Origin of the sequence: Microcella daejeonensis (assembly GCF_026625045.1) — a bacterium.
In the GTDB taxonomy this organism is placed as follows: Bacteria; Actinomycetota; Actinomycetes; order Actinomycetales; family Microbacteriaceae; genus Microcella; species Microcella daejeonensis.
This window is the reverse complement of record NZ_CP113089.1, coordinates 428,646-441,024: the sequence shown is the minus strand read 5'-3', so window position 1 is coordinate 441,024 and position 12,379 is coordinate 428,646. Positions and strand designations below refer to the sequence as shown.

Here is a 12,379-nt window from a genome sequence, read left to right as displayed (position 1 = left end):
ATTGAAACAAGAATGTCAGTAGATATTCGAACTTCAGTCAGAACAAACTCGTCCTGCTGGTCCTTCGGGTCTGGTGGGGCACTAGATGTGCCGGCTGCCTTCGGGTGGTTTGGCTATCAAACATTTACGGAGAGTTTGATCCTGGCTCAGGACGAACGCTGGCGGCGTGCTTAACACATGCAAGTCGAACGACGAAGCCGGAGCTTGCTCTGGTGGATTAGTGGCGAACGGGTGAGTAACACGTGAGTAACCTGCCCTTGACTCTGGGATAAGCGTTGGAAACGACGTCTAATACCGGATACGAGCTTCAGCCGCATGGCTAGGAGTTGGAAAGAATTTCGGTCAAGGATGGACTCGCGGCCTATCAGCTTGTTGGTGAGGTAATGGCTCACCAAGGCGACGACGGGTAGCCGGCCTGAGAGGGTGACCGGCCACACTGGGACTGAGACACGGCCCAGACTCCTACGGGAGGCAGCAGTGGGGAATATTGCACAATGGGCGCAAGCCTGATGCAGCAACGCCGCGTGAGGGACGACGGCCTTCGGGTTGTAAACCTCTTTTAGCAGGGAAGAAGCGAAAGTGACGGTACCTGCAGAAAAAGCACCGGCTAACTACGTGCCAGCAGCCGCGGTAATACGTAGGGTGCAAGCGTTGTCCGGAATTATTGGGCGTAAAGAGCTCGTAGGCGGTTTGTCGCGTCTGCTGTGAAAACGCGAGGCTCAACCTCGCGCCTGCAGTGGGTACGGGCAAACTAGAGTGCGGTAGGGGAGATTGGAATTCCTGGTGTAGCGGTGGAATGCGCAGATATCAGGAGGAACACCGATGGCGAAGGCAGATCTCTGGGCCGTAACTGACGCTGAGGAGCGAAAGCATGGGGAGCGAACAGGATTAGATACCCTGGTAGTCCATGCCGTAAACGTTGGGAACTAGATGTAGGGACCATTCCACGGTTTCTGTGTCGCAGCTAACGCATTAAGTTCCCCGCCTGGGGAGTACGGTCGCAAGACTAAAACTCAAAGGAATTGACGGGGGCCCGCACAAGCGGCGGAGCATGCGGATTAATTCGATGCAACGCGAAGAACCTTACCAAGGCTTGACATATACGAGAACGGGCCAGAAATGGTCAACTCTTTGGACACTCGTAAACAGGTGGTGCATGGTTGTCGTCAGCTCGTGTCGTGAGATGTTGGGTTAAGTCCCGCAACGAGCGCAACCCTCGTCCTATGTTGCCAGCACGTAATGGTGGGAACTCATGGGAGACTGCCGGGGTCAACTCGGAGGAAGGTGGGGATGACGTCAAATCATCATGCCCCTTATGTCTTGGGCTTCACGCATGCTACAATGGCCGGTACAAAGGGCTGCAATACCGCAAGGTGGAGCGAATCCCAAAAAGCCGGTCTCAGTTCGGATTGAGGTCTGCAACTCGACCTCATGAAGTTGGAGTCGCTAGTAATCGTGGATCAGCAACGCCACGGTGAATACGTTCCCGGGCCTTGTACACACCGCCCGTCAAGTCATGAAAGTCGGTAACACCCGAAGCCAGTGGCCCAACCGCAAGGAGGGAGCTGTCGAAGGTGGGATCGGTGATTAGGACTAAGTCGTAACAAGGTAGCCGTACCGGAAGGTGCGGCTGGATCACCTCCTTTCTAAGGAGCATCTACCCCCCTCGTGCTCGCCATCAGGTGTGCAGGGGGTGGGGTCAGAAGCCAGATCTGAGACGCATGTTCTCAGCTGGTAGCTCATGGGTGGAACATTGACTTGGGTGTCGGCAAAGGGCCGGCTGCTTTAGTACTTCTTCCTTTCGAGGGGGAATGGAACGGGCGCCGGATCGATGCCGGCACGTGCACGCTGTTGGGTCCTGAGGGACCGGGCCTCGTACAGCTCTCCATAGGGAGGGGGTGCGGGTATCGATTCCTCGGACCGTGGTCTGGCCGACTAGAAAGCACGCAGCTCCTGTAATAGGGGGATGCGTCGTCGGGCAGGGGCGGTACCGACCGTATGTTGAGAACTACACAGTGGACGCGAGCATCTTAGAACTGAAGGTCGCAAGGCCTTCGGATCTATAGATCAAACATCTCGAAAGAGATATAGATCATTGGTCGCAGCAGACGCGCAATGCCGCAAGGTGTTCGTGGATGCTGCCGATCGATTCAAACTCATGTAGTCAAGTTTCTAAGAGCAAACGGTGGATGCCTTGGCATCTGGAGCCGAAGAAGGACGTAGCAATCTGCGATAAGCCTCGGTTAGCTGATAAGCAAGCATTTGATCCGAGGATTTCCGAATGGGGAAACCCTGTCGGGCACTTTATGTGACCTGATGACTCCCGCCTGAATATATAGGGCGGGTAGAGGGAACGTGGGGAAGTGAAACATCTCAGTACCCACAGGAAGAGAAAACAACAGTGATTCCGTCAGTAGTGGCGAGCGAACGCGGAAGAGGCTAAACCGATCATGTGTGATAGCCGGCAGGCGTTGCATGGTCGGGGTTGCGGGACTTTCCTGTAGATCTGCCGATCTATAAGGGTTACAGCGCGATATAGACGAATGGTCTTGAAAGGCCAGTCACAGAGGGTGCCAACCCCGTAGTCGAAATGTCGTAATGGCCCGGAGAGTATCCCAAGTAGCACGGGGCCCGAGAAATCCCGTGTGAATCTGTCAGGACCACCTGATAAGCCTAAATACTCCCAGATGACCGATAGCGGACAAGTACCGTGAGGGAAAGGTGAAAAGTACCCCGGGAGGGGAGTGAAATAGTACCTGAAACCGTTTGCTTACAAACCGTCGGAGCAGCCCTAGCAGCTGTGACGGCGTGCCTTTTGAAGAATGAGCCTGCGAGTTAGTGATATGTGGCGAGGTTAACCCGTGAGGGGCAGCCGTAGCGAAAGCGAGTCTGAATAGGGCGATTCAGTCGCATGTCCTAGACCCGAAGCGAAGTGATCTATCCATGGCCAGGTTGAAGCGACGGTAAGACGTCGTGGAGGACCGAACCCACTTAGGTTGAAAACTGAGGGGATGAGCTGTGGATAGGGGTGAAAGGCCAATCAAACTTCGTGATAGCTGGTTCTCTCCGAAATGCATTTAGGTGCAGCGTTGCGTGTTTCTTGCCGGAGGTAGAGCTACTGGATGGCCGATGGGCCCCAAAAGGTTACTGACGTCAGCCAAACTCCGAATGCCGGTAAGTGAGAGCGCAGCAGTGAGACGGTGGGGGATAAGCTTCATCGTCGAGAGGGAAACAACCCAGACTACCGACTAAGGTCCCTAAGCGTGTGCTAAGTGGGAAAGGATGTGGAGTTGCATAGACAACCAGGAGGTTGGCTTAGAAGCAGCCACCCTTGAAAGAGTGCGTAATAGCTCACTGGTCAAGTGATTCCGCGCCGACAATGTAACGGGGCTCAAGCACACCACCGAAGTCGTAGGATTCGCATTTTAGGTAGGCCTTCGTGGTCCAGCCGTGCGGATCGGTAGGAGAGCGTCGTGTGGCCAGTGAAGCGGCGGTGTAAACCAGCCGTGGAGGCCACACGAGTGAGAATGCAGGCATGAGTAGCGAAAGACGGGTGAGAAACCCGTCCTCCGAATGACCAAGGGTTCCAGGGCCAGGCTAATCCGCCCTGGGTAAGTCGGGACCTAAGGCGAGGCCGACAGGCGTAGTCGATGGACAACGGGTTGATATTCCCGTACTGACGAAGAACCGCCCCAGTCAATCCAGTAATGCTAAGTGTCCGAATCCCTCTGATGGATCCCTTCGGGGTGAAGCGTTGGGGCTAGCACACGACCCTATGCTGGTGCGGCTAGCGTATTAACAGGTGTGACGCAGGAAGGTAGCTGAGCCGGGCGATGGTAGTCCCGGTGTAAGGACGTAGGGCGAGAGATAGGCAAATCCGTCTCTCATACAGCCTGAGATCCGATGCGTACCCCTCACGGGGGAAATCAGTGATCCTATGCTGCCGAGAAAAGCATCGACGCGAGGTTCTAGTCACCCGTACCCCAAACCGACTCAGGTGGTCAGGTAGAGAATACCAAGGAGATCGAGAGAATCGTGGTTAAGGAACTCGGCAAAATGCCCCCGTAACTTCGGGAGAAGGGGGGCCGGATTCGTGAAGGGATTTACTCCTGGAGCGTTGAAGGCCGCAGAGACCAGTGGGAAGCGACTGTTTACTAAAAACACAGGTCCGTGCCAAGTCGCAAGACGATGTATACGGACTGACGCCTGCCCGGTGCTGGAAGGTTAAGAGGAGCGGTTAGCGTAAGCGAAGCTGCGAATTTAAGCCCCAGTAAACGGCGGTGGTAACTATAACCATCCTAAGGTAGCGAAATTCCTTGTCGGGTAAGTTCCGACCTGCACGAATGGCGTAACGACTTCCCAGCTGTCTCAACCGCGAACTCGGCGAAATTGCACTACGAGTAAAGATGCTCGTTACGCGCAGCAGGACGGAAAGACCCCGTGACCTTTACTACAGTTTGGTATTGGTGTTCGGTGTGGCTTGTGTAGGATAGGTGGGAGACTGTGAAGCGGGCACGCTAGTGTTCGTGGAGTCGTTGTTGAAATACCACTCTGGTCACTCTGGATGTCTAACTTAGAACCGTAATCCGGTTCAGGGACAGTGCCTGATGGGTAGTTTAACTGGGGCGGTTGCCTCCCAAAAAGTAACGGAGGCGCCCAAAGGTTCCCTCAACCTGGTTGGCAATCAGGTGTCGAGTGTAAGTGCACAAGGGAGCTTGACTGTGAGACTGACAGGTCGAGCAGGGACGAAAGTCGGGACTAGTGATCCGGCAGTGGCTTGTGGAAGCGCTGTCGCTCAACGGATAAAAGGTACCTCGGGGATAACAGGCTGATCTTGCCCAAGAGTCCATATCGACGGCATGGTTTGGCACCTCGATGTCGGCTCGTCGCATCCTGGGGCTGGAGTAGGTCCCAAGGGTTGGGCTGTTCGCCCATTAAAGCGGTACGCGAGCTGGGTTTAGAACGTCGTGAGACAGTTCGGTCCCTATCCGCTGCGCGCGCAGGAAGTTTGAGAGGATCTGACCCTAGTACGAGAGGACCGGGTTGGACGAACCTCTGGTGTGTCAGTTGTTCCGCCAGGAGCACCGCTGATTAGCTACGTTCGGGATGGATAACCGCTGAAAGCATCTAAGCGGGAAGCCGGCCTCGAGATGAGACTTCCATACCCTTAGGGGTGAGAGGCTCCCAGCCAGACGACTGGGTTGATAGGCGGGATGTGGAAGTGGGGACTCAAGACCCATGGAGCTGACCCGTACTAATAAGCCGATAACTTGACAACAACCTCCACCTTCGGGTGGGAATGAGTTTGCTGCTCGCGTCCACTTTGTGGTTCTCGATTTACGGTCGGGAATCGCACACACAACACTTCAGTGTGTTGTCGTTGTGCTCTTGATTGGGAAATCAATAGTGTTTCGGCGGCCATAGCGAAGGGGAAACGCCCGGTCACATTCCGAACCCGGAAGCTAAGACCTTCTGCGCCGATGGTACTGCGAGGGGGACCTCGTGGGAGAGTAGGACACCGCCGGACTTATTTTGTGAGATGGCCACCCCGTTCAGGGGTGGCCATCTTGCGTTAACGAGTTGTCTACCCGGCCGTTCCGCGGTCGAAGAGTATTCTCGGGCGATGACAAGGTTGTCGCATCACGACGGACCCGACACGTTCGGTACGACCAGGAGCCGATTCGCGTCCTGGGCGCTGCTCGCCGCGATGATGCTCTCGGGATGCGGCCCCCTGAGTACGGCGCCGGTTGCCGAACCTGCGGCGCCCCCGCCCCCGCGCCCGTCCGCGTCGACGGTGGTGCCAACGCCGACAGCGACTCCCGAGCTCGAGCCGTCGCCGGAGGGTCTGGAGCCGCTCGTGGCCGGTCACAACCGGGTCAGTGCTGATCGCATCAATCTGGTCTTCGCCCCGTGGGGCTGGGACGATACCGGTCTCTTCGAGGAGGCTGCCACTGCATATCTGAACTGGTCGGGTACGGCTCAGCTCTGGGATGAGGTCGGGATGCCCGTCGCGCCCGATTCGACCAGCGCAACGGTGAGCTTCGCGGATCTCGGCGTGTTCGGGATGGAGCCATTCCGTAGCCGGCGCGATCTCTTCAACGTCTGGACGACGAGGCTGTCGCCACCGGCGCCGTACGACTGGCTGGAGAGCCAGACGACGCCGAACTGGGCGCCCGATCAGGTCGTCGTCGTGTTGGCCCTCAGGGATGGGGCTGGGGAGGTGAAGTCATCGGTCGCGGGTGACGGAAGCATGTTCGACGACCCGGCCCGGTTGGAGCGGTTCACGGATCAGCCGTTCGCCAATGCGGTCGTCGCCGTCGAGCCCGGGTCGTTCGTACTGGCGAATCGGGTCGTCGCTCACGAGCTCGGGCACGCTCTGTTCTCCCTCGCCGACGAGTACGTCGGTCGTGAGACCGGCTTCGATGGCGATGCGCGCAACGCCTTCTGGCCCTCGTGCGCCGACGATCAGCAGCGTGCTGAGGCGTGGTGGTCGTCGAGCATCGGGGAGTATGACGACCAGCTTGACTACTGGGCCGAGGAGGTGACGAGCGCGGGTTTCGGCCCGACAAGGGCGGAGCTCGTCCGGATGCGGGATGAGAACCGCACCGCGTACGTCGCGGAAGGGTGTTTCGGCGTGCCGGGGTCCGTGAGGTCGACGGCGGACTCGATCATGGGCTTCAACTTTCCGGCCTTCGGCGTGACGAACCGCCGATGGGCCGAGCAGGTGCTCGACCTGTGGACGGGCGAGTGAAGGCGGTCTGAGGGCGGGCGGCAGATCGACCCGCTCAGCCGCGCTCGGGGAACCCGTGCGGGCGCGCGGCCAGCGTGGGCTGCAACTGCTCGAGGCGAGCACGCTCCAGCTCGAGGGCGCGCGACTCGCGCTCCCGCCTCAGCACGGCGACTCCGGCGAGGAGGAGCTCGGGTGCGACCGCGGGCACCGGCGAGATGTACGGGATGCTGTCGGCGGCGAGCTGCTGCGCGAGCCGCTCCCGAGTCGCCGGCGTGTGGCCGGAGGCCTGTGCGAGGAACTGAGCGATGCGGCGGGCCAGGGGGTCGGGCATGCGCGCCACATCGGCGGTGAGCGCCCAGTCCTGCAGCTCGACGGGCATCCCGAATCGGGCATCCACTATCGCCGGCACGCGCTCGTACTGGCTGTAGGTGCCCGCGAGCAGGTCGCCGAGGCGCTTGGCGCGCGGGTTGAGCATGGCGACGATCACGGCGAGGCCGCCGAAGGTCAGCACGATCTCGAAGAGCCCCACGAAGGAGCGGATGAAGGCGTGCCGGAAGGCGATCGCGCCCCCGTCGTCGCGCACGATGCGATCGCCGAGCGCGAGCCGGCCGAGGGAACGACCGCGGGTGGCGGTCTCGACCACCGCGGGCACGATCACCAGGCCGAGGATGGCGGTGATGATGGCGACCGCGCCGAAGAGGTTCTCGGGCAGGCTCACGAGCTCGGCGAGCGTGATGAGCAGCCAGGCGAGCAGCAGCGTTCCGCCGACGTAGACGAGCGTGTCGATGATCGCCCCGGCGCCGCGCAGCACGACGTTGGTCGCCCGCAGATCGAGGGCCACCGCCTCGCCGGTGAGCAGCTCGCGATCGGCGTCGTGCTCGCTGAGGGACGGAGCGGGGCTTCCCGGCGCGGACATGACAGTATCTAAACAGATGGATCTCGACGCCTACTCCTCCGCCCACGCCGCCGAATGGGAGCGGCTGCGCGAGCTTGCCCGCCAGCGGTCGCTCGACGGGCGCGATGCCGATGAGCTCATCGAGCACTACCAGGCGGGCGCGACGCAGCTCTCGGCCATCACCACGGCAGCCGGCGCCGTGCCGGCCTCCGAGCGGCTCTCGCTGCTGCTCTCGCGGGCACGGCTGCGCTTCACCGGGGCGGGGGCGGAGCCCCTCGCCCAGCTGAGCCGGTACGCGACGCGCGAGGTGCCCGCCGCGCTGTACCGCATCCGCTACCTGACGCTCGCGGTCGCCGCGGTCTTCGCGATCATCGCCACGGCCACGGCGGTCTGGATCGGGACGACCCCCGGCCTGATCGCCTCGCTCGGCGACTACGAGATGCTGCGGCGCTACGCCGAGCAGGAGTTCGTCAACTACTACTCCGAGTCGCCCGAGGCCGCCTTCGCCGGCCAGGTGTGGGTGAACAACGCCTTCATCGCCGCCCAGTGCGTGGCCTTCGGCATCGTCGGCTTCTGGGTTCCCATCGTCGTGGTGCAGAACGCGCAGGCCGTCGGCCAGAGCGCGGCGATCATGGCCGAGTTCGGCCGTCTCGACGTCTTCTTCCTCAACATCCTCCCGCACGGCCAGCTCGAGCTCTACTGCATCTTCGTCGCCGCGGCGGCCGGTCTGATGATCTTCTGGGCCTGGGTCGCGCCCGGCTCGCGCACCCGCCTGCAGGCTCTCGCGGAGGACGGCCGGGCGCTGTTCGCCGTGATCGGCGGTCTCGTCGTGGGCCTCGGCGTGAGCGGTCTGGTGGAGGGCTTCGTGACCCGGCAGGACTGGCCCGACGTGATCCGCATCGGCATCGGCACCCTCGCGCTGGCGTGGTTCCTGTGGGTGCAGTGGATCGTCGGCGGCCGGGCCCGCCGCGCGGGCGAGACGGGCGATCTCGATCCGATCAGCAGAGGTGCGCGCGTCGTCGTCGGCGACTGATCGATCGATCGCGGGATGCCCGACACGAGTCGCTCGTTTCTTTGACTCATTCACGATAACTCGGTAGGGTCGGGGCGTGCCCTCCGAGCTCGAGCCCCTGCTGCGCGGCGCCGGCCTGCGGATCACCGCTGGGCGCCTCGCCGTGCTCGAGCAGCTCGAGGGCATGCCGCACAGCGATGCGGAGAGCATCCACCGCGCCCTCGACGCGGCCGGCCACCGGCTGAGCCTGCAGGCCGTGCACAACGTGCTCGGCGACCTGACGGCGGCCCGGCTGCTGCGCCGCATCGAGCCGGCGAAGTCGCCCGCTCTCTACGAGCGGCGCATCGGCGACAACCACCACCACGTGGTGTGCACCTCCTGCGGTGCCATCACCGACATCGACTGCGTCGTCGGGCACGCTCCGTGCCTGACGCCGTCCGACTCCGGCGGATTCGAGATCCAGACCGCCGAGGTCACATTCTGGGGCCTGTGCCCCGAATGCCGTGCCCACCGATAGATGCAAGGAGCACTCCCCGCGTGACGAATCACACGACCACCACCAGCGGCGCCCCGGTCGCCAGCGACCAGCACTCGCAGACCGTCGGCACCGACGGCTCGATCGTGCTGACCGACCACTACCTGGTCGAGAAGCTGGCCCAGTTCAACCGCGAGCGCGTTCCGGAGCGCGTCGTGCACGCCAAGGGCGGCGGAGCCTTCGGAACGTTCGAGACCACGCACGACGTCTCGGCGTACACCCGAGCGGCGCTGTTCCAGCCCGGCACGACCACCGAGACGCTGCTGCGCTTCAGCTCGGTCGCCGGCGAGCAGGGCAGCCCCGACACCTGGCGCGACCCCCGCGGCTTCGCACTGAAGTTCTACACCTCCGAGGGCAACTACGACCTCGTCGGCAACAACACCCCCGTCTTCTTCATCAAGGACGGCATCAAGTTCCCCGACTTCATCCGCTCGCAGAAGCGCATGCCCGGCTCGGGCCTGCGCGACCACAACATGCAGTGGGACTTCTGGACCCTGCAGCCCGAGAGCGCGCACCAGGTGACGTGGCTCATGGGCGACCGCGGCGTGCCGACCTCGTGGCGCCACATGGACGGCTTCGGCTCGCACACCTACCAGTGGATCAACGCCGCCGGCGAGCGCTTCTGGGTGAAGTACCACTTCCGCACCAACCAGGGTCACGAGACGCTGACGCAGGCCCAGGCCGACCAGATCGCGGGCGAGGACGCCGACTTCCACCGTCGCGACCTCTACGACGCCATCCAGAACGGCGACTTCCCCACCTGGGATCTCTCGGTGCAGGTCATGCCGTACGAGGACGCGAAGACGTACCGCTTTAACCCCTTCGACATCACGAAGGTCTGGCCGAAGAGCGACTACCCGCTCATCCCGGTCGGGCGTCTGACGCTCGACCGCAATCCGGAGAACTTCTTCGCGCAGATCGAGCAGGCCGTGTTCGCGCCGTCGAACTTCGTGCCCGGCATCGCCGCGAGCCCCGACCGCATGCTGCAGGCGCGCATTTTCAGCTACGCGGATGCTCACCGCTACCGCGTCGGCACCAACCACAACCAGCTGCCGGTGAACGCCCCGAAGAACGAGGTCAACCACTACTCGAAGGAGGGCACGATGAACTACAGCTTCCCGCCCGCCTCGCAGCCGGTGTACGCCCCGAACTCCTTCGGCGGCCCGCACGCCGACGAGGCCGCTCACGGCCCCGACCGCGGCTGGGAGCAGGACGGCGAGCTCGTGCGCACCGCTGTGACCCTGCACCCCGAGGATGACGACTTCGTGCAGCCCCGCGCCCTCATCAACGAGGTCATGGACGACGCGCAGCGCGAGCGGCTCGTCGGCAACATCGTCGGGCACGTCTCGGGGGTCACCATCCCCGAGCTGCGCGAGCGGGTCATCCAGTACTGGAAGAACATCGACGAGACCCTCGGCGCCCGCGTCGAGGCCGGCCTCGCGCCGATCGTCGAGCCGCAGAGCACGCTGGTGCCTTCGGCGGCCGAGGCGGTCGCCGCGAAGTAGTCCTCGCGCGCACCGTCGACACGGGCCGTCCTCCTTCGGGAGGGCGGCCCGTTCGCGTGCGCGGTGCGGTCGCACGGGCGGCGCCGTGGCGACGACGGGATGCTCGCAACACGCCGTTCGCGATTCATGCTCGACACGCATTCTCGGCATGCATATGCTCAGCATGCACCCGCACGGCGCGGGTCGCGCACGAGGGAGTCGCTCATGTCGGTGCGGAACGGACTGCTCACCCTGCTCGCCCAGGGCCCCAGCTACGGGTACCAGCTCAAGGCCGAGTTCGAGAAGCGCACCGGCGACTCGTGGCCGGTGAACGTCGGCCAGGTGTACAACACGCTCGACCGGCTCGAGCGCGACGGGCTCATCCAGCAGACCGAGGTCGACGGCGACGGGCACGTGTTCTACGCGATCACCGCCGCGGGGGCCGCGGCCGCGCGCTCCTGGCTCACCGACCCGGTGCGGCGGGGCACGGCGGTGCGCGATGAGCTCGCGATCAAGCTCGCGCTCGCGGTGACCCTGCCCGACGTGGATGCCGAGGCGATCATCCACGCGCAGAAGGTCGCGACGCTCGGCTCGCTGCAGGAGCTGACCCGCAGCAAGATCGCCGGCGGCGACCCCGACACGGCCGACGAGTTCGCCTGGCAGCTCGTGGTGGATGCGCTGATCTTCCAGGCGGAGGCCGAGGTGCGGTGGCTGGAGCACTCCGAGGCCCGCATCCGGCGGCTGCGCGAGCGGGGCGTCGGCATCGCGAGACCCTTCGGGGATCCGTCGCGGCAGTCGGCCGACGAGTCCGCGATCCGCATCGCGTCGACGGGCGGCGAACGATGAGCCGCGCGGCGATCGGGGCGAGCGAACTGCTGCGGCTCGATGCGGTCTCAATGCATTACGGCTCGGGCGAGAACTCGGTCACCGCGCTCTCGGGCGTCGACCTCTCGGTGCGCCGCGGCGAGCTCGTCGCGATCATGGGCGCCTCCGGCTCGGGCAAGTCGACGCTGCTGACCATCGCGGGCGGGCTCGTGACCCCGACGAGCGGCGAGGTGATCGTCGATGGCGAGTGGCTGCGCGACGCGAGCCCTAAGCGCATGGCCGCGATCCGGCGGCGCACGCTCGGCTTCGTCTTCCAGGACTTTAACCTCGTGCCCGCCCTCACGGCGCACGAGAACGTCAGCCTGCCGCTCGAGCTCGACGGCTGGAAGACGGGCAAGGCTCGACGCGCGGCGCTCGACGCGCTGCGGCTCGTCGAGCTCGAGGACCGCGCGAGCCACTTCCCCGACGATCTCTCGGGCGGTCAGCAGCAGCGCGTCGCGATCGCCCGTGCGGTCGTCGGCGGCCGCAGTCTCATCCTCGCCGACGAGCCGACCGGCGCCCTCGATTCGCAGACCGGCGAGCTCGTGCTGCGCATGCTGCGCACCCGCATCGACGAGGGGGCAGGCGGCATCCTCGTCACGCACGATCCGCGGCACGCGGCCTGGGCCGACCGAATCGTCTTCCTCCGCGACGGCCGCGTCGTCGACGAGTCGCGGCGCGATGACCCGACCGCCCTGCTCGGAGCCCGGGCGTGACCGCGCCCGCGCGCTCCCGGCGCTCCGGGCGTGCGACCGGGTCCGCACGCCGACGTGCGGGGCGCTCCGGCGGGGTCGACGCGGGGGGTGCACCGCGCGCCCCCGAGGAGCGCTTCGCGCGTCCGCCGCTGCGCATCGCTTTC

At 63.5% G+C, this 12,379-nt stretch carries 7 protein-coding genes and 3 rRNA genes; 9 read left to right on the top strand and 1 reads right to left on the bottom strand.

What is annotated here, in order from left to right; translation table 11 throughout:
* Positions 1-123 precede the first annotated feature (123 nt).
* From OVN18_RS02185 to OVN18_RS02170, 4 genes are all read left to right on the top strand, one after another.
* Positions 124-1,646: ribosomal RNA gene (locus tag OVN18_RS02185) — 16S ribosomal RNA — on the top strand.
* A gap of 516 nt (positions 1,647-2,162) precedes the next feature.
* A 23S ribosomal RNA gene (locus OVN18_RS02180) occupies positions 2,163-5,278 on the top strand.
* Positions 5,279-5,410: 132 nt separating this feature from the next.
* A 5S ribosomal RNA gene (gene rrf, locus OVN18_RS02175) occupies positions 5,411-5,527 on the top strand.
* Together the 16S, 23S and 5S rRNA genes form the textbook arrangement of a ribosomal RNA operon.
* 330 nt (positions 5,528-5,857) lie before the next feature.
* On the top strand, positions 5,858-6,751 hold the full coding sequence (locus OVN18_RS02170) for a M64 family metallopeptidase (protein WP_267737910.1): 894 nt from the start codon (positions 5,858-5,860) through the stop codon (positions 6,749-6,751).
* Positions 6,752-6,785: 34 nt separating this feature from the next.
* On the opposite strand, the gene OVN18_RS02165 is transcribed toward OVN18_RS02170, so the two are convergent.
* Positions 6,786-7,646, bottom strand: coding sequence for an RDD family protein (locus OVN18_RS02165; protein WP_267737909.1), 861 nt, complete (start codon positions 7,644-7,646; stop codon positions 6,786-6,788).
* Between the two features lie 16 nt (positions 7,647-7,662).
* Here OVN18_RS02165 and OVN18_RS02160 point away from each other — a divergent pair, with 16 nt between their 5' ends.
* The 5 genes from OVN18_RS02160 to OVN18_RS02140 all read left to right on the top strand — a co-directional run bounded on the left by OVN18_RS02160 (position 7,663) and on the right by OVN18_RS02140 (position 12,236).
* Complete coding sequence (locus OVN18_RS02160) at positions 7,663-8,658, top strand: stage II sporulation protein M (protein ID WP_267781639.1); 996 nt, start codon at positions 7,663-7,665, stop codon at positions 8,656-8,658.
* 76 nt (positions 8,659-8,734) lie between these two features.
* Complete coding sequence (locus OVN18_RS02155; protein ID WP_267737908.1) at positions 8,735-9,154, top strand: Fur family transcriptional regulator; 420 nt, start codon at positions 8,735-8,737, stop codon at positions 9,152-9,154.
* Positions 9,136-10,677, top strand: a complete 1,542-nt coding sequence (locus OVN18_RS02150; protein ID WP_407666077.1) for a catalase — start codon at positions 9,136-9,138, stop codon at positions 10,675-10,677. The genes OVN18_RS02155 and OVN18_RS02150 overlap by 19 nt, the downstream gene beginning before the upstream one ends.
* A gap of 204 nt (positions 10,678-10,881) precedes the next feature.
* Entirely contained in the window at positions 10,882-11,502 is a 621-nt protein-coding gene (locus OVN18_RS02145) for a PadR family transcriptional regulator (RefSeq protein ID WP_267781637.1), read from the top strand.
* The gene (locus OVN18_RS02140; RefSeq protein WP_267781636.1) at positions 11,499-12,236 is read left to right on the top strand and encodes an ABC transporter ATP-binding protein; all 738 of its coding nucleotides are present in this window, start codon (positions 11,499-11,501) and stop codon (positions 12,234-12,236) included. The genes OVN18_RS02145 and OVN18_RS02140 overlap by 4 nt, the downstream gene beginning before the upstream one ends.
* The last annotated feature ends 143 nt before the right edge of the window (positions 12,237-12,379 follow it).